At 63.8% G+C, this 21,295-nt stretch carries 25 protein-coding genes; 5 read left to right on the top strand and 20 right to left on the bottom strand.

Annotated elements, in window-relative coordinates; all coding sequences use genetic code 11:
- Positions 1-191: 191 nt before the first annotated feature.
- The 5 genes from J2X43_RS05100 to J2X43_RS05120 form a co-directional block, all read right to left on the bottom strand.
- Positions 192-662, bottom strand: coding sequence for a nuclear transport factor 2 family protein (locus J2X43_RS05100; RefSeq protein WP_112390948.1), 471 nt, complete (start codon positions 660-662; stop codon positions 192-194).
- A 106-nt stretch (positions 663-768) separates the two neighbouring features.
- Complete coding sequence (locus J2X43_RS05105; RefSeq protein WP_310291313.1) at positions 769-1,095, bottom strand: nuclear transport factor 2 family protein; 327 nt, start codon at positions 1,093-1,095, stop codon at positions 769-771.
- 13 nt (positions 1,096-1,108) lie between these two features.
- The gene (locus tag J2X43_RS05110) at positions 1,109-2,092 is read right to left on the bottom strand and encodes a saccharopine dehydrogenase NADP-binding domain-containing protein (RefSeq protein WP_310291316.1); all 984 of its coding nucleotides are present in this window, start codon (positions 2,090-2,092) and stop codon (positions 1,109-1,111) included.
- Between the two features lies 1 nt (position 2,093).
- The gene (locus J2X43_RS05115) at positions 2,094-2,489 is read right to left on the bottom strand and encodes a VOC family protein (RefSeq protein WP_310291319.1); all 396 of its coding nucleotides are present in this window, start codon (positions 2,487-2,489) and stop codon (positions 2,094-2,096) included.
- Between the two features lie 15 nt (positions 2,490-2,504).
- Positions 2,505-3,248: an SDR family oxidoreductase gene (locus tag J2X43_RS05120; RefSeq protein WP_310291321.1), complete on the bottom strand. Its 744-nt coding sequence runs from the start codon at positions 3,246-3,248 to the stop codon at positions 2,505-2,507.
- Positions 3,249-3,384: 136 nt separating this feature from the next.
- On the opposite strand from J2X43_RS05120, the gene J2X43_RS05125 reads away from it, so the two are divergent.
- Positions 3,385-4,257 (top strand): AraC family transcriptional regulator, encoded by an 873-nt coding sequence (locus tag J2X43_RS05125; RefSeq protein ID WP_310291323.1) that lies wholly within the window; start codon positions 3,385-3,387, stop codon positions 4,255-4,257.
- A 100-nt stretch (positions 4,258-4,357) separates the two neighbouring features.
- On the opposite strand, the gene J2X43_RS05130 is transcribed toward J2X43_RS05125, so the two are convergent.
- Positions 4,358-5,149 carry an aldolase gene (locus J2X43_RS05130; protein WP_310291326.1) on the bottom strand — a complete coding sequence of 264 codons (792 nt, stop codon included), beginning with the start codon at positions 5,147-5,149 and terminating at the stop codon, positions 4,358-4,360.
- A gap of 20 nt (positions 5,150-5,169) precedes the next feature.
- Positions 5,170-5,871, bottom strand: a complete 702-nt coding sequence (locus J2X43_RS05135; protein ID WP_310291329.1) for a haloacid dehalogenase type II — start codon at positions 5,869-5,871, stop codon at positions 5,170-5,172.
- 89 nt (positions 5,872-5,960) lie between these two features.
- Here J2X43_RS05135 and J2X43_RS05140 point away from each other — a divergent pair, with 89 nt between their 5' ends.
- Entirely contained in the window at positions 5,961-6,818 is an 858-nt protein-coding gene (locus tag J2X43_RS05140) for a LysR substrate-binding domain-containing protein (protein WP_310291332.1), read from the top strand.
- 48 nt (positions 6,819-6,866) lie between these two features.
- Here the strand turns inward: J2X43_RS05140 and J2X43_RS05145 are convergent, their stop codons facing one another.
- The gene (locus J2X43_RS05145) at positions 6,867-7,643 is read right to left on the bottom strand and encodes a siderophore-interacting protein (RefSeq protein WP_310293745.1); all 777 of its coding nucleotides are present in this window, start codon (positions 7,641-7,643) and stop codon (positions 6,867-6,869) included.
- A gap of 278 nt (positions 7,644-7,921) precedes the next feature.
- On the opposite strand from J2X43_RS05145, the gene J2X43_RS05150 reads away from it, so the two are divergent.
- A complete protein-coding gene (locus J2X43_RS05150; protein ID WP_310291335.1) occupies positions 7,922-8,536 on the top strand; it encodes a DUF1442 domain-containing protein in 615 nt (204 codons plus the stop codon).
- Here J2X43_RS05150 and J2X43_RS05155 read toward each other — a convergent pair.
- The 4 genes from J2X43_RS05155 to J2X43_RS05170 form a co-directional block, all read right to left on the bottom strand.
- Positions 8,533-9,342 carry a DUF6456 domain-containing protein gene (locus tag J2X43_RS05155; protein ID WP_310291337.1) on the bottom strand — a complete coding sequence of 270 codons (810 nt, stop codon included), beginning with the start codon at positions 9,340-9,342 and terminating at the stop codon, positions 8,533-8,535. The two genes, J2X43_RS05150 and J2X43_RS05155, sit on opposite strands and share 4 nt — an antisense overlap.
- Positions 9,335-9,775: a helix-turn-helix domain-containing protein gene (locus tag J2X43_RS05160; protein WP_310291339.1), complete on the bottom strand. Its 441-nt coding sequence runs from the start codon at positions 9,773-9,775 to the stop codon at positions 9,335-9,337. The genes J2X43_RS05155 and J2X43_RS05160 overlap by 8 nt, the downstream gene beginning before the upstream one ends.
- Positions 9,776-9,913: 138 nt before the next feature.
- Positions 9,914-10,582, bottom strand: coding sequence for a LysE family translocator (locus J2X43_RS05165; RefSeq protein WP_310291342.1), 669 nt, complete (start codon positions 10,580-10,582; stop codon positions 9,914-9,916).
- Between the two features lie 68 nt (positions 10,583-10,650).
- Complete coding sequence (locus tag J2X43_RS05170) at positions 10,651-11,403, bottom strand: SDR family oxidoreductase (RefSeq protein WP_310291344.1); 753 nt, start codon at positions 11,401-11,403, stop codon at positions 10,651-10,653.
- Positions 11,404-11,501: 98 nt separating this feature from the next.
- On the opposite strand from J2X43_RS05170, the gene J2X43_RS05175 reads away from it, so the two are divergent.
- Complete coding sequence (locus J2X43_RS05175) at positions 11,502-12,398, top strand: AraC family transcriptional regulator (protein ID WP_310291346.1); 897 nt, start codon at positions 11,502-11,504, stop codon at positions 12,396-12,398.
- A gap of 410 nt (positions 12,399-12,808) precedes the next feature.
- Complete coding sequence (locus J2X43_RS05180; protein WP_310291348.1) at positions 12,809-14,014, top strand: MFS transporter; 1,206 nt, start codon at positions 12,809-12,811, stop codon at positions 14,012-14,014.
- Positions 14,015-14,071: 57 nt separating this feature from the next.
- Here J2X43_RS05180 and J2X43_RS05185 read toward each other — a convergent pair whose 3' ends face one another.
- The 8 genes from J2X43_RS05185 to J2X43_RS05220 form a co-directional block, all read right to left on the bottom strand.
- On the bottom strand, positions 14,072-14,503 hold the full coding sequence (locus J2X43_RS05185; protein ID WP_112389884.1) for a MucR family transcriptional regulator: 432 nt from the start codon (positions 14,501-14,503) through the stop codon (positions 14,072-14,074).
- Between the two features lie 437 nt (positions 14,504-14,940).
- A complete protein-coding gene (gene mnhG, locus J2X43_RS05190; RefSeq protein ID WP_112445356.1) occupies positions 14,941-15,270 on the bottom strand; it encodes a monovalent cation/H(+) antiporter subunit G in 330 nt (109 codons plus the stop codon).
- Complete coding sequence (locus tag J2X43_RS05195; protein WP_310291353.1) at positions 15,270-15,647, bottom strand: cation:proton antiporter; 378 nt, start codon at positions 15,645-15,647, stop codon at positions 15,270-15,272. The genes mnhG and J2X43_RS05195 overlap by 1 nt, the downstream gene beginning before the upstream one ends.
- Complete coding sequence (locus J2X43_RS05200; RefSeq protein WP_310291356.1) at positions 15,644-16,117, bottom strand: Na+/H+ antiporter subunit E; 474 nt, start codon at positions 16,115-16,117, stop codon at positions 15,644-15,646. Before J2X43_RS05200 ends, J2X43_RS05195 begins: the two co-directional genes overlap by 4 nt.
- Positions 16,114-17,667 (bottom strand): Na+/H+ antiporter subunit D, encoded by a 1,554-nt coding sequence (locus J2X43_RS05205; RefSeq protein ID WP_310291358.1) that lies wholly within the window; start codon positions 17,665-17,667, stop codon positions 16,114-16,116. The genes J2X43_RS05200 and J2X43_RS05205 overlap by 4 nt, the downstream gene beginning before the upstream one ends.
- A 269-nt stretch (positions 17,668-17,936) precedes the next feature.
- Positions 17,937-18,314 (bottom strand): Na+/H+ antiporter subunit C, encoded by a 378-nt coding sequence (locus tag J2X43_RS05210; protein ID WP_310291361.1) that lies wholly within the window; start codon positions 18,312-18,314, stop codon positions 17,937-17,939.
- Positions 18,314-18,733, bottom strand: a complete 420-nt coding sequence (locus J2X43_RS05215; RefSeq protein WP_310291364.1) for a Na+/H+ antiporter subunit B — start codon at positions 18,731-18,733, stop codon at positions 18,314-18,316. Before J2X43_RS05215 ends, J2X43_RS05210 begins: the two co-directional genes overlap by 1 nt.
- Before the next feature lie 202 nt (positions 18,734-18,935).
- On the bottom strand, positions 18,936-21,290 hold the full coding sequence (locus J2X43_RS05220) for a putative monovalent cation/H+ antiporter subunit A (protein WP_310291367.1): 2,355 nt from the start codon (positions 21,288-21,290) through the stop codon (positions 18,936-18,938).
- Between the last annotated feature and the right edge of the window lie 5 nt (positions 21,291-21,295).

Raw genomic sequence — 21,295 nt, forward strand, 5'->3', positions numbered from 1 at the left:
GCGCCGAGGCGCGGGGCAGAAACGCGTTGGTACTCCGCCCGGAAAATCAAAATGGGCGGATGAGCAGCTAATGCGGCGAGTTTTTCAACGATATCCGCCAGAAGCGGACATCGCGCCACCCCGCGGCCACAGGCTGCTAGGCGGCGGAGACAAAGTCTCTCGCCGCCCTCCTTGGGCACATATAGTGGAGGCTAGATGCCGGAAAGAACTCCAATGTCGCCGGAGCGCCAGACGTTGTCGACGGTGTTGCGGGTGATGACCCAGAGGCCGCCGTTCCTCTTGAGTTCGACGTCGTAGCGGTTCTTCATCAGGTAGTGACGCGAGGGATCGCTGCGGGGAACGTGCTGGGCTTCGACGAGAACGTCCATGCGTGCGGTGTCTCCATCGATCATCACCCGCGGATTGCTGACGGAATGCGTCGTGTCCAGGTTGGCGAGCGATGTCGCCAACGCCGAGACGATGACATCCCGGCCCTCGATGACGGGATATTCGAAGCCGGCCTTGGCAGCAGCCGGTCGGAAGTCGGAGACGGCATTCTCCGCCAGCGATGATGCGAGGAGATCGCTGTCGCGAAGATCGATGCCGGCCGTGAAGCGATAGAGAGCCTCGACGACGGCGAGCCGGTCTGCAGCATCCTGTGCGAAGGATGGCGATAGGGTCATGAATTTGCTCCTTGTCGTGCCGGAGGCCTGCGGAATGCACGCCCTCCCCGGCATCGGCGCGCTGGGCGCAGATGTTCCTGTTTTGATAGGGCTGAAAATTAGTCTGTTATTCGAGATCGGCGTCGATGCGCTCGATCAGGCCATCGGGATTGACCGCGATCTTCAGGATCCCGATCTCGTGTCCGAAATCGCCTGTGAAATCGAGCCGGACGTCCGAATGGAATTCGTCGAGCTCTTCGATCGACAGCAGCTTGCTGTTGGTGCTGTAACCAACGAAGAACCGCTCGAGGTAATGCCGGACATCATTGCGGCCGACAAAGGCATCGCCGACTGAAACGTCGTCGATGACGGCGTCGGCTGCGAACAGCGACAGCGTCCCTTCCACGTCGAAGGCATTGGCGGCCATGATGAAGGATTCGATGAGCTTCTGCATGACGCCGGTCTCCTTAGACATCGTTGATCGAGGTATCGGCGATGGTCTGCGCGAAGCCGGTTCCGAACAGGGCCGCAGGCGTCTGGAAGCCGGGACGGACTTCGCCGCCAAGGACGCGCCGGCCAGCCTCGGCCGCCGCCATCGCCGTGAACGTGTAGCCGTTGACCGTATCGAGGATGGAACGGGTGATCGTTCCATCTGCGCCAGTAACTTCGACGGCTGCCTGGTAGCGGTTCGCCCGCCGCTCCTCTTCACTGGGGCCGTCCGGTAGGGTCGAGAGATCACCCTGCGGGAAACCATCGCCGGTGACATGCACAAAGGTCTCGACGTCGGGGACCCCCGTCGCCAGCCAGATGGTGATAAGATCAGGCAGCGTCACCGGGAAGCAGTCGACCGCGCCCTTGCCGAAATCGAACTTGCGGATGCCGTCGGCGGCAATCGAGACAAGCTCTCCGTCCACACGGGCCAGGGTTTCGACTGTGGCGTTCTCCATGGCGCTGATCGCCGACCCGCGCGAAAGTCCGCCTGCGACATGCAGCGCAATCCTGATCTTGCGGGGGTCGTCCACACGAGCGACCGCATGTCCGGCAAGGCTGCCGAGCATGGAGACGCTTCCGCCGCCGCCCGGCATGAGCATCACGCCCGCAGCCTTCGCGTCGTCGTCGAGCGTGCCGGCCAGACGGTAGCTGTCGAGTTCGGCAGCCGTGTCGAGATAGTGGATGCCGTTGCGGATCGATGCCTTCATCAGCGCATCGGCGGTGCGCATGAATGGTCCTGCGCAGTTCAGCAGGACGGAGACGCCAGCCAGACCGACGTCAATTGCCGCAGCATCATCAAGGCCGAAGACGCGGTACTCGACGCCGAGTTCCGCAGAGAGTTTCGAGAGGGTCGCTTCGTTGCGGCCGGCGAGAACGAGAGGCGTGCGGGCAGCCTTCGCATGTTCCGCCGCCATGCGGCCGGTATAGCCGGTCGCGCCGTAGATCATCAGCTTTGTCATATCAGTGCTGCCATTCCTTGTAGGCGAATTCGAGGCTGTAGCCGTCCGGGTCGCGAACCTGGGCGGCGTAGTAGCGGGGGTCGTAGTGAAGCTGCGCTCCGGGCGGATGGATTTTTGACGCGCCCGCGGCGACAGCTGCGGCATAGGCGGCGTCGACCTGGGAGGTGCTGTCGGCGACGAAGCCGATATGAGCAGCACGGCCTTCGACCACGCCTTCGCGGAGCCAGAAGAACACCCTGCCATTCGCGCCGAACCCCTTCAGATCAGGATGGCCGGGCGGCCCGTCCTTTCCGTCATAGTCATGAGCATGAACAATCCCGAGTGGTGCCAGTGCCGCTTCGTAGAAGGCAATCGACCGATCGATGTCGCTGACGGATATGAAGACATGGTCGAGCATGGTGCTCTCCTTTGCTCAGACAATGTATCCGCCCGAGACCTCGATGTTCTGGGCGTTGATCCAGCGGTTCTCTGCCGACAGGAGACTGGCGACGACTCCACCGATCTCTTCAGGCTCGCCGACACGGCCAAGTGCGGTTTGGCCTGCCAGCATGGCCTCGAACTCGTCGTTGAGGCCGCCGCCAAGCTCCGTGCGGATTGCGCCGGGTGCGATCGAGTTCGCCCGGATGCCGCGCTCGCTGAACTCCTTGGCCATGTAGCGGGTCAGGACTTCGAGCCCACCCTTGAAGGAGGCATAGGGCGCGACGCCAGCGGTTGCCACGCGCGAGGTGGCGCTAGTGATGTTGATGATCTGGCCGCCATCCGCCAACAGCGGCAGCAGGATCTGGGTCAGGAAGAACGGCCCCTTGAGATGGACGTTAAAGAGCCCGTCGAACTGTTCTTCCGTAACAGTCGCGATCGGATTGAAGAGGCCGTATCCGGCATTGTTGACGAGATAATCGAAATCGTCCCGGCCGAAGATGGAACGCAGTTTCGAAGCAACAAAATCCCGGAAGGCCGGAAACGCGCTGATGTCGCCGACGTCGAGTTTTAGGGCAACGGCCTTACCGCCGTTCCCGATGATTGCCTTGACGACATCGTCCGCTTTTGCCGGGTTGCTGTTGTAGGTCACGACAACGCCCATTCCTTTGCGGGCGCATTCGATGGCTGTGCTGGCTCCAAGACCCCGGCTTCCTCCGGTGACGATGACGATCTTCATGGCTGTTTCCTTGCCTGTTTGCTGTGCCCTGAAGCTAGGCCTGTGCCATCTTGCCCGCTCACCTATTCCTCTCCGAAGCTTGCCTATTTCTGCTTTACGCTTGCAGGGGCTTTCTCGAGCTGTCACGGTCATCGCCATGGAAAAGCAACTTCAGGAACTGCGTGCCTTGGCATCGACGGCGGAAAACCGCCGCACGGAAACGGGAATTCCCCGTGTTGCGATGGTCCAGGGCGAGATCCCGGAGCACCGGCTCTCGGCCGTCTACGAGCCGATGATCAACCTGATCCTCACAGGCTCGAAAACGATGACGGTCGGCGAGCGGACATTCGCCTACGACCCGGCGACGTATTTCGTCATGTCGGTCGATCTTCCGGCGGTGGGGTCGGTTCACCCTTCGGTGGCGGGAGAACCCTATCTCGCGGTCAGCCTGACACTCCACCCGCCAACGGTCGCCGCCCTCATCAGCGATCTGCCCGTGCAGGTGTGCAGCAAGCTGTTCGGCTCCGGTTTCTCCGTCGCGCCGGTCAACGACGAGTTCCTCGACGCCTGGGTGCGGATGCTCCGGCTGATGGACCGTCCGGACGAAATCGCCGTGCTTGCACCTGCCTACGAGCGTGAGATCCTCTTCAGGGTGCTGCAAGGCCCGCTCGGCTGGATGCTGCGGGACATTGCCGCGCCAGATGCTGCACTATCGCGGATCGGCGTTGCGATCCAATGGATCCGGGAAAATTTCGCCAAGCCGCTCAGGGTCGAGGCTCTCGCGGAGATGGCGGCGCTCAGCGTCTCGGCGTTCCATCGACACTTCAAGGCAATCACGGCACTCAGCCCGATCCAGTACCAGAAGCAAGTCCGGCTGCTGCATGCGCGCAGGCTTTTGATGGCTGGAGAAGGAACGGCAACGTCGGTCGCCTTCGGCGTTGGTTATGAAAGCCCGAACCAGTTCAGCCGTGAATACGCAAGGCAGTTCGGACTACCGCCCTCGAAGGATGTCGTGCGCCTTCGGGGGTGAGACCGTGTGACGGGATGCTTTCCTGCAACGGCGCTTTGGGCCGAAAGCGGCCACCCCGCCGTAGCCAACGAGCATCTGCTGGCCATAACCGCAATCCTCCTCAGTCCCGATAGCCCGACCCCTCCCCATCCAGCACCCGCCGCACACTCTCCAGATGCATCCGGGCGCTCTCCGGGTCGCCCTCGCGCATCTGCTTTGCCGCAGCCGCCGCCACCTCGGGCGCGACCGGGAGCAGGCGGCGGCCGGTGCTCATGGCTTTGAGCTGCACTTCGGCGGCGCGTTCGAGGTAGTAGAGATCGTCCCAGGCCTCGGCGATATTGGGGGCGCAGACCATGACGCCGTGGTTCTTCATGAACAGGATGTCGTTGCCGCCGAGGACGGCGGCGATGCGGTCGCCTTCGCGTTCGTCGAGCGCCAGGCCGTTGTAATGCTCGTCGACGGCGACGCGGCCGTAGAATTTCAGGGCGGTCTGGCCGGCGAAGATCAGCGGCTCGCCTTCGACCATGCTGAGAGCCGTGGCGTTCGGCATATGGGTGTGGAAGGCAGCGCCGACGCGGGGCGACATCTTGTGCAGGCGGGCATGGATGAAGAAGGCGGTGGCCTCGGGCACGCCGTCACCGGCGACCACATTGCCCTCGAAATCGCAGATCAAGAGCGACGAGGCGGTGGCTTCCTGGAAGGCAAAGCCGAGGCGGTTGACGAGGAAAAGATCGGGATGACCAGGGACGATGGCCGAGAAATGGTTGCAGATCCCCTCTTCCAGGCCGAGCTTTGCAGCCATCCTCAGGCAGGCGGCGAGATCGGCGCGGGCCTTCCAGATCTCCTCGCTATCGAGCGGGATGTTGCGCAGGATGGCTGGGCCGCCCTTCGAGAGATTGAGTTCGTGCGCCATGTCTGCCTCCGCAATATCCGTTACATCCAGCCGGCGGCAGCGAGCACGCCGGGCACCTTGTCGAGCGTTGGAACCACCGCGTTGGCGGCGTAATCGGCCAGCGGCTTGCGCCCCGTGCCGCGATCGACCCAGACCGTACGAAAGCCGAGTTCGCGGGCGGCGGCAAGGTCGAGATGCGGGCTGGCGCAGATATGCACCAGATCATTGATGCCGATGCCCAACTCTTTCCAGGCGTGACGGAAGATTTGCGCCGATGGCTTGTAGGCGCCTGCCTGCTCGGCGGTGATCACCCGGTCGACATGGCCGCAGAGCTGGGCGACGTTGCCCGCGATGATCGCGTCATCGGTGTTGGAGATAATGGCGAGGCGGAAACCGGCTGATTTCAGCTGACCGAGCGTTTCGACGACTTCGGGAAATGGCGGCATCCTGCCGATCGAGGAGGTCAGGATCTCGGCATCGTCAGGCGTAAAGCTTAGGCCGAATTCGCCCATCGCCTTTTCCAGCGCCACGGCGCTGACTTGCTTAAACGAGCGGTGCGGGCGCTCTTCCTCCAGCGCGTGCTCATGGCGGTCATAAGTCGCGATGAAGGCTTTCTGGTCGATGTCACCGCCCTTGGCAGAGAGGATGCTATCCATCGCCGCCAGCAGCCCCTCGTCCCACTGGATCAGGGTTCCGTAGCAATCGAATGTCAGCCAGCTCGGCCGGGTGCCTGGAAGCGTCATCTGCGTCATCTCCGTTGATGCGGCCAGATTGACAAAGCGCGCGGTCATTGAGAAATTAAATATAGAAATTTCTCTCAGTGAAAAATCGAATGAGCTACGGATTCGACCTCGATCTTCTCAGAACCTTCGCAGCCGTTATCGATTGCGGCGGCTTCACCAAGGCGGCCGAGCGGGTGCATCTGACGCAATCGACCGTCAGCCAACAGGTGAAGAAGCTGGAGGCCAATCTCGGCCACACGCTGCTGTTGCGCGACAAATCGACGGGCGGAGTACAGACGACGGAGGCCGGCGAACTGCTGCTGAGCTACGCCAGGCGGCTACTTTTGACGGCTGATGAGGCATCCGAAGCGATGCGCAAACCGGCAGCGCCGAAGACCGTTCGTCTCGGCGTTCCCGAGGATTTCGCCGGGCGGCGGCTGATTGACCTGCTCTCCGGCTTCTCGGCGGCGTCGCCGCATATAAGGCTGGATACGGTCAGCGGCTGGAGCACGGAGCTCCGGCGGCTGCTCGATGCCGGCGAGATCGACCTGGCGCTGATCAAGCGCGAGCCCGGCGATGGCGCCGCTTTGGCGAGCTGGAGCGAGGAACTGATCTGGGTCGAAGGCGGGCAGCCGAGTGCCGGGAGCGACCCGGTGCCGCTGGCGGTTTTTCCCGTCGGCTGCATCTATCGCGACCGGGCGATCCGCGCCATCGAGCGCAGCGGACGGCGCTGGCGGATCGCCTATACCAGCCAGGGGCTGATGGGCGTGCAGGCCGCCGTCGCCTCCGGCCTCGGCATCAGTCTGCTGCCATCGGATGCAGTGCTGCCGGAACACAGGCCGCTCTCGGCAGGGGACGGCTTCGAGCCGCAGCCGAACTCGGAACTGGCGCTGGTCAAGGGACGGACGCGGCTTTCGGCGGAGGCGAAATTCCTCGGCGAGTTTCTGGTGGGCAATCTGGCGCCTTGATGATGCGGCAGGGGCGAGCCACAGCCCGCCCCTTTGCGTTTGCTGATATCAGCCGAACTTCTCGGTCGTGTCAGCCTTGCCCTTCACCCAGTAGCCCGAGGCCTTGATCCAGGCGAGCGGGTAGCCGCGCTCTTCGGTCAGATAGGCGCGGATGGCGCGGACGACGGAGGCTTCGGCGGCGACCCAGACGAGGGTCTGCGGGGCGATGTCGATGCCGCTCAGCGCCGCGATCAATGGCGCGGCATCGGTGGCATCAAACAGCGGGCGGTGGACCCAGCGCGCCGTCAAGGCGGCTGCCGTCTCGAAGGTCTGCTGCTCTTCCGGTCCGGCGACGGCGCCGAGCACGGTGATGACGCTGTCTTCGCCGCTTTCCTCGATGCGCCGGCCGATCGCCGGCAGGGCCGTCTCATCGCCGACCAGAAGCCAGCGCTTCACCTTGTTCGAGATGACCGCCGAGCCGCGCGGGCCGCCGATTTCGAGCGTTGTGCCCGGCTTCGCGTCGATCGCCCATTGGGTGACCGGACCGGCCTCATGGAGGGCGAAATCGATCGTCAGGCTGCGGGCGGCGTTGTCGTAGCGGCGCGGGGTGTAATCGCGGCGTTCTTCCTCGCCGTCCTTACCTGGCACGATCACCTTGATATGGTCGTCGGGCGCCAGGCTGACGAAATCGGCGAGGTCTTCGCCTGTCAGCACGACGCGGCGCATGCCGGGGGTGATGTCGGTGACGCTCTTGGCGATCAGCGAACGGCGGCGCAGTTCATGCCTGACACGCTCGATTTCGGGCGCGGCATTGGCGTTGTTTGCAGAATTGGTGTTGTTATCCATCTTGTCCTTCTTGGGGCTCATAGAGCTCGATCCGCAGGACATGGTCGCGCAGATCGAAGCCGCAGAGCCGTTCGATCATACGCGTTGAGTGACGTTAACGCTTACGTGACCGGGCAAGCGCCCGGACATTGACGAACCGGCTTTAACCGACAGAGCCCCTCGCCGCAAGACGGACGGCGGAGCGAATATCCGATGTTACTAAGATTTAACTTTTGCAAGGCCGATCATCCGCGTCAGATATTTCCCATATAGGCATTCGAAATCAGATGGAAAAGATGATGGACGCCAAGATCCGCACGGTTCTCGACACATATGAAGAGATGATCGCCAAGGAGCGCACCAGCCCCCGCATCGAGCCGCCGGGCGGGCGGGACGGCGGGCAGGACCGGCGGATGCGCGCCGTCGGCCCGGAGACCGGCCAGTTTCTCAACATTCTGGCCAAGAGCCTCGATGCGCCTGTCATCCTGGAGCTCGGCACCTCCTTCGGCTATTCCGGCATCTGGCTGGCGGATGCGGCGCGCGCGGCGGGCGGCAGGCTGATCACCATGGAAATGCACGGCTACAAATCCGCCTTTGCGCAGGAGATGGCAGAAAAGGCCGGGCTATCCGCGCATATCGACTTCCGGATCGGCGATGCCGTGGAGATGATCGGCACGCTCAAGACGGGCGTCGATTTCGTCCTCGTCGATCTCTGGAAGGATCTCTACCTTCCCTGCCTCGAGGCCTTCTATCCGCGGCTCAATCCCGGCGCGATCATCGTCGCCGACAACATGATCCGGCCTGGCGACGACAATGTGAAAGCCTACAGCCGGGCGATCCGCGCCAAGCCGGGGATTTCGAGCGTGCTGCTGCCTGTGGGCAGCGGGCTGGAGATCAGCCGGTACGAGCCTTAGCGGAAGGTGGTCTCCATCTCCGGCCGATACCCTTCCTCGCCCCAATGCTGCATCCGCACGGCTCGTCGCGGCGGGTTATAGTGGCGGGCGAGCGCCAGGAGGGCGGTGCGCAGCATCAGCTTGGCAGAGCGCACCGGCCATTGGCGTTCGCGTTCCACGGTTTCCAGCCCCTTCATGAAGCAGCAGATATCGAGGGCTGCGCCTGACAGTTCCGGCCCCATCGCCTCGATCGCGCGGTTGACGGCGATGCGGGCGGCGACGGCGCTGTCGGCGAGATCGGCCATGCCGCCGCGCTCGCCCTTGCTGCGGCCGGAAAGCCGCGGCTGCCAGGAGGCGGTGACGCGCGGCTGCAGCTGGGCGCGGGTGAAATCGGCATGCAGGTGCTCGCCGGCGGCAAGGGCGGCCTTCGGCAGGAAGGGCTCGCCATTCCTGTCCTTCAGGCGGGCGAGCGAGGAAAGCGGCGATTCCGCCTCGTTGACCCTGAGCGTCTCGGGCCGGCCATCGATGTCGCGGGTTGCGCGGGTGATAGTGCCGTGCTGCTCGATGAAGGCCTCGTCGCGTTCGGCCAGCGCCCGGCGAAGATAGGCGCGGGCTGCCGGCGCCAGGCTGGCGCTGTCCTGCGCCATCGCGACAAGGCCGCGGGAAACGGCTTCGGAGAGCAGGCCGGACGGGATTTCATGACGGGCTCCGCCCTGATGGAGGGCGACGGTCTCTGCGCCGAAGCGCTCGAGCAGCACCTCGCCTTTCGCCAGGAAACGCAGCATTTTCAGCATCTGCCTGTCGTTGTTGACGGGTCGCTCAGTCATGGGCTGCTCCTTCCGGAAAGCGGAAGACGGAGACGACGGTGCGCTCGATGGCCGAGACGAAATCATCGAAGGCCGGGTCGTCGCGGCGCTGCTCGACGATCATGCAGGCATGGGCGACGGTGGTGCGATGGCGCCCGAAGCCGCCGGCGATCTCCTGCTGCGAGAATTGCAGCGCCGTGTGGCAGGCATACATGGAAATCTGCCGGACGTGGCAGAGCATGCGGCGGCGATCCCGCCGCTCCAGCATGCGGCTGCCCGCGATCATCACCATCTCGGCGGTGATCTTCTGGGCGGTGCGGCAGACGATGCGCACCGGCAGCGACACCGATGGCGGACGCGGCTCAGGCGGTGGAGCCGGCGGCTCGTCGTCGATGATCGGGCGGAGAGCTGTTTCGAGGCGATTGCGCGGTAAAGGGATTTGAGTGTGCGGCATGTGAAACTCCCGGAAATAGGAATTAATTCACACACCATAAGAGAGGAATGCGCGAAGCGGAAGAGCAATGCTGCAAATTTTTCGTGCTCTTGGCTCTAAGGGCGCTTAACCTGCTGAAATTGAATGTGGATTATTTTCCTATATCGATCGTCCCGCCGAAGGCGCTGGAGATGGGCTGCCGGAGAGGAGAAGGCGAATGCCGAGGCCGACAAGGACGATGCCGGTGAAGCGCTCCTGCCAGGCGAGCAGTTTCGGAAAGCGGTGAAGGACGTGTCCGACAGTCCCCGATGCCAGTGCGACGCCGCCGAGCGAGAAGATGCCGACCAGTTTCTGGATCGATCCAAGGACCAGCAACTGCAGCCAGACCGGCCCGGCATGAGGATCGACGAAGAGCGGCAGGAAGGTGAACATGAACAGCAGGGACTTAGGGTTAGTCAGGCTGTTCAACGTTCCCTCGCGCACGGCCTTCCACCCTGACACCGGCCTGGATTTCAGCCTTGCTGCGGATTGATGGGCAAAGCTTGCCCATACCATCCTGATCCCGAGATAGATCAGATAGGCCGCGCCCAGCCATTGGAGGACATGCAGCGCAGACGGATAGGCGGCCACCAGCGATGCCAGGCCGAGGACCAGCAGGCCGACCTGCACGGCCCCGGCGACAAAGACCATGCCGACGACCGTCAGAAGCGCGGTCCTGCGCCCCTGGCCGACGCCGCGGGCGATGACCAGCATCATGTCCGGTCCCGGCGTGATTTCGAGGACGGCAAGGGCGATGAGGAAGGTCAGGAAGATCGAGGCGTCGGGCATGGTTTCGAGATCGCGGAGGGAGGAAAGCTACCAATTGAAAACAAGAGGTAGCGGAAGATGGGTTGCCGTTACAACCCCGCTTCGGCCATCCAGAACTCGGCGTCGGCGCCTCCAGGGATGCGCAGCGGTGCTGCGGGATCGGTGGCGGCGCGCCAGACGGCTTCGGCGACATCGGGCGCGTGGGTGACCGGGCCGGTATCGTCCTGAACGCTTTTGACGAATTCCTGGATCAGCGGCGCATAATCCGGGTCATCGGCGCCGCGCAGATGCGGCCGGGCATTCTGGCCGAAGCGGGTCTCCGGCGAGCGGCCCGGCAGGACGATATGCACCCGCACGCCGAACGGCTCCACTTCCACCGCCAGGGATTCGCTCAGCGCATTCACCGCCGCCTTGCTCGCCCGGTAGACGCCGATGACGGGCATCACCTTGACCGTGACCGTCGAGGTGACGTTGATGATGACGCCGGCGCGCCGCTGACGCATCTGCGGCAGCACCGCCTGGATCATCGCCAATGTGCCGATCACATTGGTCTGAAACAGCGACTGCGCCGTCTCGGGGTCGGTCAGTTCGATCGGCGCCGGCGCGCCGAAACCGGCATTGTTGACCAGCACGTCTATGGGACCTGCGCTCTTCACCGCTTCCGCGACGCTTGCGGGATTGGTGACGTCGAGCGGCAGGACGCGAAGGCGATCGGATGGCTGAAGCAGGCTGGCAGCCGGCGTGCGCATCGTCGCAATCACCTCCCAGCCGCGTTCGAGAAACAGTTTGGCGGTTTCAAGGCCGAAGCCGGACGAGCAACCGGTGATCAATATCTTGGGCATGTGCTTCTCCATGTGAAAAGGAATGCCGCGATGGTAGTGACCGGTGACAGGACTTTATATAGGCTATAGTCTCCTTTTCTTTAGCGTTAGTCCTGATCATGAGCATCGATCCGCTTGCCGACATCGTCACCTTGCTGCAGCCCGCAGCGCGCTTCTCGAAGCTGGTGGAATGCGCCGGCGAATGGCGCATTCGTCGCGAGGCCACCGGCGAGCCGTTCTATTGCGCCGTCCTGGACGGCGCGTGCCGCGTCACATTCGGCGACGATCAGCCGTTCATTCTGGAAACCGGGGATTTCGTGCTGGTGCCTGCGATGCGCGATCTCGTCAACGAGAGCCTCGATGCGCCAGCCGATCTGCCGGATACGATCCCGGCGCAGCTCGCCGACGGCCGTTTTCGCGCCGGACGCCTCGATGGACCGGCGGATCTGCGCATGCGGATCGGCCATTGCAGCTTCGGCGCGCCGGATGCCGCCCTGCTCGTCTCGCTGCTGCCGGATGTGGTGATCGTGCGCGGCGAACCGCGGCTGGCGACGCTGATGCAGCTCCTTGGCGAGGAGACGCGGGCGCGGCGCGCGGCCCGCGAACTGGTGCTGGAGCGGCTGCTTGAAGTGCTGCTGATCGAGGCCCTGCGATCCGGGACCGAGACCACCGCGGCACCCGGGCTCGGCCGCGGCCTTGCCGACGAGCGCCTGGCGGCAAGTCTGCATGCCCTGCATGCTCGCCCTGCCCATCCCTGGACGGTGGCCGATCTTGCGGCCGAAGCCGCCCTCTCCCGCTCCGCCTTCTTCGCCCGCTTCAGCCGCGTCGTCGGGCTGGCGCCGATGGAATATCTGCTCGCCTGGCGCATGGCGCTCGCCAAACAGCTGCTGCGCCGGCGGGAGCTCACCATGGACGAGGTGGCCGAGCGCGTGGGCTATGGGTCGGCGAGCACGTTCAGCGTTGCCTTCACCCGCCATGCGGGGGTGCCGCCGGCACGGTATGCGCGGGGTGGGTGAGATGAGGGTGCCGTGCGGGTGGTTTGGTCGCAAGGGTTGGGGCGTGTGGCCCCCTCATCCGGCCCTTCGGGCCACCTTCTCCCCGAGGGGAGAAGGGACCGTCTCCATTAGTCACCGCGGCTCGCTGAAACCAGCACAGAGGCTGCCGCGACCCTTCCCTTCTCCCCTCGGGGAGAAGGTGCCCGAAGGGCGGATGAGGGGGCTGCGGGTGAGGTGCTCACAAAGCAGGGCGCTCAGCGCAAACGCAATGCTTTCGGCTCCATGACGAATAGAGTCGGGGGCCCCTGCAACCGCAATCCTCTCCTCTCCCACCCGCGGCGCCAAAGCACCCCTCGCCCCACCACTCCCTGTCATCAAACTGATAGAATTCACTTGCTAATGATTTGCAATTGCAGATCGGAACGCATTTGATGACCAGACCAGAACCAGAGACGAAAATCCTCCTCCCCCTCGTCGTCCTGTCGATCGCCCAGCTGATCGGCTGGGGTGCCGTCGGCTTTCCGGCGGTGGTCGGGCGGGACGTGGCGGCTGATCTGCAGATCGGCATGCCGGCGGTATTTGCCGGAACGATGACCTTTTACGTGATGATGGGAGCCTGCTCGCCGCTGCTGTCGCGGTTCTTTTCTACCATCGGCGCGCGGGTGGTGATGATGGCCGGGACGGTGGTTTCGGCTGCGGGGCTCATGCTGGTGTCGCTGGCGCATTCGCCCGTCACCTATTTTCTCGGATGGCTTCTCATCGGGGCGGCGGGCAGCGCCAGTCTCACCATGCCGGCGCATATCCTGCTCAACGAGATCGCCGGACGCAGGGCAGCGCGGGCGATCGCGACGCTGATGCTGGTGACCGGCCTGTCGAGCACGATCTTCTGGCCACTCACCTCGTTTCTGGCGGCGCATGGCGGGTGGCGGGGCGCGTGCCAGGTCTATGCGCTGGTCATGGCCCTGATCTGCCTGCCGCTCTATGGCTTCGGGCTGCCGCGCAGGCGCAACGAAGCCGCCTCTTCTGCAGCGGCGCCAGCGCCGGTCGAGGCGCGCGCCTATGACGGGACCTTCTACCTGATCGTCGCAGCAATCGTCTTCAATGCCTTCATCACCTACGGCTTCAGTTCAGTGCTGATCGAGCTCCTGAAAGGCGAAGGTCTCAGCGCTTCGCAGGCGCTGGCTTTCGGCTCGACGCTCGGCATCATCCAGATCGCCGCGCGCGGGGTGAACCTGATCGGCAAGACCGAATGGGACGGCGTGACGATCGGCGCCGGCGCCTCCGGAATGCTTTGCCTGTCGCTCCTGATCCTGCTCGCCGTTCAGGGCTCGCCCGTTGCCGTCGGGGTTTTCCTGGTGCTCTATGGCACCAGCAGCGGCGCACTGGCCGTGGCCCGCTCTACCATTCCGCTCACCTTCTACGACAAGGCTGAATTTGCGCGAGCCCTGTCGCGGATCGCCCTGCCGCTCAACTGGATCTCGGCGGCCTCGCCGCCGCTGCTGATCTGGCTGATGACCACGTATGGCAATGGCGCGGTGCTGGCCCTGTGCCTGTTCTGCTCGCTTTGCGCCATCGGCATGCTGCTTTTGCTGCGCGGCCGCCGCCCGGCCGATCAGGCCGCCGCCGTCCCGTCATAGCCGCAAAACAAAAAAGCCGGGCGCAAAGCCCGGCTCTTGACATCGACTGCGCGCTTTTCAGCCGCGGCCGCGCTTGCGGCGCTGGCCGAGACCCATTTCCTTGGCAAGGCGCGAGCGCGCTTCAGCATAGGCGGGAGCGACCATCGGGTAGTCGGCGGGAAGATCCCACTTCTCGCGGTATTCTTCCGGCGAGAGACTGTGATGGGTCATCAGGTGGCGCTTCAGGGACTTGAAGTTGCCACCGCATTCCAGGCAGGTGATCTGCTCGTCCTGAACGGACTTGCGGACAGAAACAGCAGGCTTCTGCTTTTCTACGATCGCTGCGGCGGGCTGTGGTACGGACGTGTTGCTGAGGGCGGAATGCACGTCGGAAATCAGATTGGCCAAGTCGGTGACCGGGACTACATGATTGCTGACATAGGCCGCCACGATGTCAGCCGTCAGCTCTACCAGCAATTCCGGCCCAGTGCCGGTCGCGGTATCCGTCATATTTTATATCTCCTGTTCGCATGCGTGGATGATCTTTGTGCCAAAAAGCACAAGATCGCCTTCGTAGAGGCTAACAGTAGAAGTCCAGCTTACAGCAGCATGTCCTAAAACGCGAATCCACCCCTAGATTCTTGCCGCCGAAATCTGTCCCAATACTGCCTGAATCCGAATCATACGTCGCACTCTTCGACCGCAGCCTTAATTAGACATTGGATATCAACGTTAAGGATGGAAAAAGCGAAACGATTCTAATTCGAAATCAGAACTCTACTTGCAATTCAATTAGCATCGTTTGACCGAAAGTCCAATTCTTATTTGCGTGATCTCTACGTAAAAAATTGTCCGACATTAAGATTTTGCAAGCAAGCATCCGACTTTAGTCCATAAGCAGAGACAAAATTTGCGTAAAATTGCTTAAAGCCCTGTATTTTATACTCTCATCGTTTGCGCATATCGTCACGTACGGAAAATACCGACAAAGCATGTCCGGTGGCATGTGCCGCCCTTGCAAGCAGATGTGCAGCAACCGGAGCGGTCAGAAGCAGAAAGGCTATCCCGGCCACAGCTCGCGTAAAAATTGATAAATCCCCGGAATGGACCCCGGCAGCGAGCAGCAAGAGGCTGGCACCGACCGTGCCGGCCTTGGAGGCGGCATGCATACGGCAATAGACATCAGGCAGCCGCAGCACGCCGATGGCTGCAGCCAGCGTGAAGAATGCGCCTGCCAGCATCAGGACGGCGACGATGATCGCAACAGCATAATCCATCACCGCGCCCTCCCCGGTTTGGCGGCTTTCACTTTTGTCTTCGGTTTTGCGGCCTTGCCCTGCTTCGGAACCGCGTCCGGCTCCGGTTGCCCGGCCGGCATTCCCCGCGACAGTACGAAGCGGGCAAAGGCGACGGTCGCCAGGAAGCCGACGAGGCCGAGCGAGACGGCGATGTCGATATAGAGTGCGAAACCGGTCCTGGCCGCGACCACGGCGATGAAGCCGATGGCGATGCCGGTCAGCATGTCGAGACCGGCGATCCTGTCGGGCAAGGTCGGCCCGGCGGCGATGCGCCAGGCGGTGAGCAGCAACGACAGACCAAGCACGGCCAGTGCCGCATCGGCCGCAAGCTGGATGATGACGGCGGGCTCGATCACCGGAAGGCCTCCATGATCTTGCGCTCGAAGCCTTCGGCAATCGCCTTGCGGGCCGCCTTCGGATCGGAACAGTCGAGCGCATGGACATAGAGCGTCTTGCGGTCGTCGCTGACATCGACCGACAGCGTGCCGGGCGTCAGCGTGATCAGGTTGGCGAGCAGGGTGATCTCGAAATCGCGATCGACGGTCAGCGGAAAGGCGAAGATGCCGGGCTGTATCCGCATCTTCGGCCGCAGTACCGTCAGCGCCACCGCCGAGGCGGACAGTGCGAGCTCCCGCAGGAAGAGCAGAGCCAGCGACAGAACCAGCCGGAAGCGGCGCAGATAGCCGCTGCCGCCGAAGGGTTCGCGGACAACGGAGAGAACGGCAGCGCCGAGCACGAAGCCGAGCAGCAGATTGTGCAGCGAAGCGCTGCCCGATACGGCGGCCCAGGCAATGGCGAGCAGCAGGTTGAAGACGAAGGCGATCATGGTGTGCGAGCCTCCGGGAGGACCGAATGGATATAGGCGGTCGGATCGGCAAGGTTTTCGGCGGCCTGCTGCGTCAGCGACAGCAGCTGCTCCGGCAGCACGCCGAACAGGGTGACGAGCGCCGTCAGTGCAATCAGCGGCGCGGCGGCAGTCCAGCCGACCGCCACTGGTGCAAGCGGAGCCGCTGCCGGACGCCAGTAGGCGAGCAGGAAGAGGCGGCCGAAGCAGATCGTCGACAGGAAGCCGCCGGTCAGCAAGGCTGCCGCCAGCCACCAGGCGCCGACATCGAGCGAGGCCTTGACCAGCATCAGCTTCGGCCAGAAGCCGGAAAAGGGCGGCAGGCCGGAGGAGGCGAAGAACAGCATCAGTGAGACGGCTGCGAACCAGCCGTTTGCCCGGTAGAGGCCGCCAAGCGACACGAGCGAGAAGCTGCCGCCGAGGCGCCCGGCAATACCGGCTGCCAGATAGAGCGCGGTCATCAACACGATCGACTGCAGCGCATAGAAGATCGCGCCGCTGACGCCACCCGGCGTGCCGATCGAGATGCCGATCAGCATGCTGCCGATGCCGGAGATGACGGTATAGCCAAGCACGCGGCGGATATCGCTCTCGGCCAGCGCCCCCAGCGCACCCAACAGGACGGTGGCGGCACCGAGAATGGCGATCAGCAGGCTGAGCTCCTCGCGCTCGACCGGCATCAGCATGATCATCACGCGGATCAGCGCGTAGATGCCGACCTTGGTGAGCAGGCCGGCAAACAGCGCCGACACGACGGTTCGCGGCGTGTGATAGGAGGCGGGCAGCCAGAAATTGACCGGAAAGGCGGCGGCCTTCATGGCGAAGGCGAACAGGAAAAGAGCTGCCAGTGTCATCAGCGGCGCGCCGTCGCGCAACCCGGCGGCCTTTTGGGCGATATCGGCCATATTGAGTGTGCCGAAGATGGCATAGAGATAGCCGACGGCCACGAGGAACAGCGTGGTGGCGATGAGGTTCAGCACCGTATATTTCATCGCCCCGTCGATCTGCCTGGGCTCGGAACCCAGGATCAGCAGGCCGAAGGAGGAGATCAGCAGCACCTCGAACCAGACGTAGAGATTGAAGACGTCGCCGGTCAGGAAGGCGCCGCTGACCCCGGCCATGAGCAGAAGCAGCAGCGGGAAGAAGCCGAAGCGGCGATGCCCGGCATCGGTATCGGACAGCGCATAGAGACTTGCCGCCAGCGCCGCGATAGCACCCGCCAGCGCCATCAGCACGCCGAAGAGATCGGCGGTGAAGGCAATGCCGAACGGCGGCAGCCAGCGGCCCATGACCATGGTGACAGGGCCTTCGGCGATGACCTTCTGCAAGAGCAGTGCATCGATGACGACGAGAGCCGTCAGGCCGGCGATGGCGATCGGGGCATGGAGATGGATGCGGGACCGTAGCGTCAGCAGCAGGGCGCCGAGGACGATGCAGAGCGCGACCGGGAGAATGACCAGCCAGTGACCGGCCGGCACGGGGGCGGTGAGCATGGCGGTGGAGAGGTCGAGAGTGGTGGTGGGGGTGGCCATCTAGGTAGTGGCTCCCTTGAGTGTCGAGGGTGTGGTGGCGGCCTCAGCTGTGGGCGTTACGGGTGGGGTACCCCCCTCTGCCCTGCCGGGCATCTCCCCCTCAAGGGGGGAGAACACGAGTGGTGGGCTCCCCATCTCATCTTCGAGCGACATCGCCAATTTCGGCTCGCTGAGAGAGGCACGAGCGGATGCAGCCAGCCAATCTCCCCCCTTGAGGGGGAGATGCCCGGCAGAGCAGAGGGGGGTAGCCACGCGCACAACACCCATCCTCAATACCCCACCGGCGGAACCGGCTCGTCGCGCGGCTCGGCCATCCGCATCTCGTCGGTATTGTCGGTGCCGGTGTCCTGATAGGCGCGGTAGGTCAGCACCAGCAGGAAAGCGAGGAAGGAGAAGGAGATGACGATCGCCGTCAGGATGAGGGCCTGCGGCAGCGGGTTGGCGGCGCCCGCAGGAAGGGTGTCGAGACCGGCGGCGATGATCGGCGGCACCTCGCGGGTCAGGCGTCCGGCGGTGAAGAGCAAGAGGTTGACGGCATTTCCGAGGATGGCGATGCCGAGCATGATGCGGATCGAGAATTTCGACAGCATCAGATAGATGGCGGCCGAGAAAAACAGGCCCGAGAGGATGGCGACAAGCGGCTCCATCAGTCGTCCTCCCTTTCTTCCAGCGCCAGGGCGATGGCGGTGATAGCGCCGAGCACGACAAAATAGACGCCGATATCGAAGAGCATGACCGAGGAGAGCGGCACTTCCAGACCGAGGATGACGGGATAGATCCAGAGCCCGGTCATGAAGGGGACGGCGGCGGCGATGGATATCAGCCCGGCAGCCGTGGACATCAGCAGTCCGGCACCGGCGATTGCCAGCGGGTGGATACGGATGGCGCGGCGCACGGCCGGCACGCCATTGGCGATGCCATAGATCGCCAGCGCGGAAGCCGCGATCAACCCGCCGATGAAACCGCCGCCGGGCTCGTTGTGGCCGCGCAGCAGGATGAAGACGGAAAAGAGCAGTATCAGGGCCGTGAGGAAGGGGGCGATGGTGCGGAAGATCAGGGTGTTCATGGGTGGGCGGCCTCGCCTTCCCTTCTCCCCCGCGGGGAGAAGGTGCCCGGCAGGTCAGGCGCAACTTGTTGCGCCGGGGATGAAGGGGCCGCGTGCTCGAAGCGATTGATGAAGCTGGGCACGGCCTTATCGTGTAGCCCCCTCATCCGGCCCTTCGGGCCACCTTCTCCCCGAGGGGAGAAGGGGAAAACTAGCACCACCATCACGTCTCCCTCCCCGGCCGCTTCGGCAGTGGCCGCGCGCCGCCTGCCCGCATGCCGATCAGGGCGATGATCGCCAGGGCGGCGACGGCGACGACGGCGATTTCGCCCAGCGTGTCGGTGCCGCGGAAATCGACGATGATGACGTTCACGACATTGGCGCCGTGGGCGATGGTCTTCGAATAGGTGTTAAAGAAATCGGAGAGCGTTGCATCGAATGGCCCCGCGGTAGCGCGGATCAGCAGCAGCGTCAGCCCCGCACCGCAGGCGAGCGCGATCGCCGCATCGGCAAAACGCTGGCCGGGCGGGCGGCGGTCGGCGGGCGAGAGCCTGAGCCGGGTCATCACCAGCGCCAGGATGACCACACTCAATGTCTCGACCATGAACTGGGTGAAGGCAAGGTCAGGGGCGCCGAACAGCAGGAAGATCAGCGCCACGGAGAGGCCCTGGATGCCGAGCGCGGCAATCGCCGTCAGCCGGTCGCGCGCCACCAGCACGGCGCCGAGCCCCGCTGCGGCAAGAAGGAACACCGCCCATTCATAAAGGCGCACGTCGCGCGGCCAGACGATCGCCTGTGGCCACTCGCCATAGACATAGAGCGGCACCAGCAAGATCGCCGCCAGCAGCACGAAGGTGGTGGTGACGTAGATTTCGAGCTTTCCCGGCTGCAGCAGCCGGGTGACGCGATGCGAGAGGCGCACGAGGCCCGAGATGAAGAGATCGAAATACCAGTCCGGCCCCGGCCCGGCAGCGCGGAAGAAGGCATCCGTCCATCGGCGGCAGCGGTCGAGTTGCCAATAGACGGCGATGCCGAGCGCAATGGTGACGACTGACAAAAGCAGGGGCACGCCGATATGCGGCAGCAGCGAGATTGTGACCTCCACCGGCCGGTGCTCGATCGCCGAGGCCATGGGGATGGAGATGTAGCGGTGCACGGCAGGCGCGAAGATGGCCGCGGCAAGGCCGAGCAGCGCCAGAAGCGCCGGGCCGAGCCAGAGCAGCAACGGCGCCTCATGGGCGATCTTCGGCGTGGTAACGGGCGTGCCGATGAACGGCTTGAGGCCGACGGCGAAGGCAATCGCAAACATCAGCGCATTGCCGAAGATCGCAACCGAGGTGAAGACAATGGAGCGCAGATCGCCGAGCGCAAGCGCGGCATAGATCTCTTCCTTGGCGAGGAAGCCGAAGAAGGGCGGCAGACCGGCCATCGAAATCGCGGCAGCAAGGGCTGCGGCGCAGGTGAGCGGCATTGCCGGTCCGAGACCGCTGAGGCGGGTGACATCGCGGGTGCCGGTCTCGTGATCGAGAATGCCGGCGACCATGAACAGCGCGCCCTTGAACAGCGAATGGGCGACCAGATAGAGCACCGCCGCCTCGATCGCATATTCCGAACCAAAACCGGTGAGCAGCACCAGGAGGCCAAGCGAGGCGACCGTCGTATAGGCGAGCTTCAGCTTCAGATCGGTCTGGCGTATGGCGAGCGCCGATCCGGTGACCAGCGTCATGCCGCCGAAGAACGGCAGCAGGATTTCCCAGGCGGGCGTTTCGCCCAGCAGCGGATGGAGGCGGAGCAGCAGATAGACGCCTGCCTTCACCATGGTTGCCGAGTGCAGGTAGGCAGAAACCGGGGTCGGCGCCTCCATGGCATTCGGCAGCCAGAAGTGAAAGGGAAACTGTGCCGACTTGGTGAAGGCGCCGCCGAGCACCAGCAGCAGTGTTGCCAGATAGAACGGGCTCTGGCGCATCAGATCGCCGGCTTCCATGATCAGCGACAGCTGGGTGACGCCGGTGATGTTCCAGATGAACAGCAGCCCCGCCAGCAGGCAGAGCCCGCCGCCGCCGGTGACGACGAGCGCCTGAAGCGCCGCGCGCCGGGCTGCCGCGCGCTCGTGGTCGAAGCCGATCAACAGGAACGAGGTGATCGAGGTCAGCTCCCAGAAGATGAAGAGCATCAGGAAGCTGTCGGACACGACGAGACCCAGCATCGAGCCCATGAACAGGAAGATGAAGGAAAAGAATCGGCCCTGATCTCTATGGCCCTTCAGGTATCCCCCGGCATAAAGCACGATCAGCGTGCCGATGCCTGTGATCAGCAGCGCGAAGGTCAGCGACAGACCATCCAGAAACCAGGAGAAGCTCAGATTGTAGCTCGGCACCCAGACATAGCCGCCGGTCGCCACTTCGCCCGCGGCGATCTCCGGCAGGAAGCGGGTGAAATGCAGGAAGGAGAGTAGCGGAAAGAGCGCCAGGGGCCAGGCGGCTTTGGCGCCGAAGATGCGGACGGCAAGCGGTGCGGCGGCGGCGCCGATGAGCGGCAGACACAAGGCAAGGAATGTCAAAGCCGTGACATCGCCCATGCGCC

The organism is Rhizobium sp. BE258, from assembly GCF_031457345.1.
Lineage (GTDB): Bacteria > Pseudomonadota > Alphaproteobacteria > Rhizobiales > Rhizobiaceae > Rhizobium.

Excerpts from the sequence above, each read along its gene's own strand:
- J2X43_RS05185 (WP_112389884.1), bottom strand. The coding sequence starts at position 14,503 with ATGACGGATACCGCGACCGGCACTGGGCCGGAATTGCTGGTAGAGCTG.
- J2X43_RS05165 (WP_310291342.1), bottom strand. The coding sequence starts at position 10,582 with ATGCCCGACGCCTCGATCTTCCTGACCTTCCTCATCGCCCTTGCCGTC.
- J2X43_RS05170 (WP_310291344.1), bottom strand. The coding sequence starts at position 11,403 with ATGCCCAAGATATTGATCACCGGTTGCTCGTCCGGCTTCGGCCTTGAA.
- J2X43_RS05180 (WP_310291348.1), top strand. The coding sequence starts at position 12,809 with ATGACCAGACCAGAACCAGAGACGAAAATCCTCCTCCCCCTCGTCGTC.
- J2X43_RS05220 (WP_310291367.1), bottom strand. The coding sequence starts at position 21,290 with ATGGGCGATGTCACGGCTTTGACATTCCTTGCCTTGTGTCTGCCGCTC.
- J2X43_RS05105 (WP_310291313.1), bottom strand. The coding sequence starts at position 1,095 with ATGCAGAAGCTCATCGAATCCTTCATCATGGCCGCCAATGCCTTCGAC.
- J2X43_RS05100 (WP_112390948.1), bottom strand. The coding sequence starts at position 662 with ATGACCCTATCGCCATCCTTCGCACAGGATGCTGCAGACCGGCTCGCC.
- J2X43_RS05110 (WP_310291316.1), bottom strand. The coding sequence starts at position 2,092 with ATGACAAAGCTGATGATCTACGGCGCGACCGGCTATACCGGCCGCATG.
- J2X43_RS05200 (WP_310291356.1), bottom strand. The coding sequence starts at position 16,117 with ATGATCGCCTTCGTCTTCAACCTGCTGCTCGCCATTGCCTGGGCCGCC.
- J2X43_RS05145 (WP_310293745.1), bottom strand. The coding sequence starts at position 7,643 with ATGGATAACAACACCAATTCTGCAAACAACGCCAATGCCGCGCCCGAA.
- J2X43_RS05130 (WP_310291326.1), bottom strand. The coding sequence starts at position 5,149 with ATGGCGCACGAACTCAATCTCTCGAAGGGCGGCCCAGCCATCCTGCGC.
- mnhG (WP_112445356.1), bottom strand. The coding sequence starts at position 15,270 with ATGGATTATGCTGTTGCGATCATCGTCGCCGTCCTGATGCTGGCAGGC.
- J2X43_RS05150 (WP_310291335.1), top strand. The coding sequence starts at position 7,922 with ATGGACGCCAAGATCCGCACGGTTCTCGACACATATGAAGAGATGATC.
- J2X43_RS05205 (WP_310291358.1), bottom strand. The coding sequence starts at position 17,667 with ATGGCCACCCCCACCACCACTCTCGACCTCTCCACCGCCATGCTCACC.
- J2X43_RS05215 (WP_310291364.1), bottom strand. The coding sequence starts at position 18,733 with ATGAACACCCTGATCTTCCGCACCATCGCCCCCTTCCTCACGGCCCTG.
- J2X43_RS05115 (WP_310291319.1), bottom strand. The coding sequence starts at position 2,489 with ATGCTCGACCATGTCTTCATATCCGTCAGCGACATCGATCGGTCGATT.
- J2X43_RS05210 (WP_310291361.1), bottom strand. The coding sequence starts at position 18,314 with ATGGAGCCGCTTGTCGCCATCCTCTCGGGCCTGTTTTTCTCGGCCGCC.
- J2X43_RS05120 (WP_310291321.1), bottom strand. The coding sequence starts at position 3,248 with ATGAAGATCGTCATCGTCACCGGAGGAAGCCGGGGTCTTGGAGCCAGC.
- J2X43_RS05140 (WP_310291332.1), top strand. The coding sequence starts at position 5,961 with ATGAGCTACGGATTCGACCTCGATCTTCTCAGAACCTTCGCAGCCGTT.
- J2X43_RS05160 (WP_310291339.1), bottom strand. The coding sequence starts at position 9,775 with ATGCCGCACACTCAAATCCCTTTACCGCGCAATCGCCTCGAAACAGCT.
- J2X43_RS05125 (WP_310291323.1), top strand. The coding sequence starts at position 3,385 with ATGGAAAAGCAACTTCAGGAACTGCGTGCCTTGGCATCGACGGCGGAA.
- J2X43_RS05135 (WP_310291329.1), bottom strand. The coding sequence starts at position 5,871 with ATGACGCTTCCAGGCACCCGGCCGAGCTGGCTGACATTCGATTGCTAC.
- J2X43_RS05155 (WP_310291337.1), bottom strand. The coding sequence starts at position 9,342 with ATGACTGAGCGACCCGTCAACAACGACAGGCAGATGCTGAAAATGCTG.
- J2X43_RS05175 (WP_310291346.1), top strand. The coding sequence starts at position 11,502 with ATGAGCATCGATCCGCTTGCCGACATCGTCACCTTGCTGCAGCCCGCA.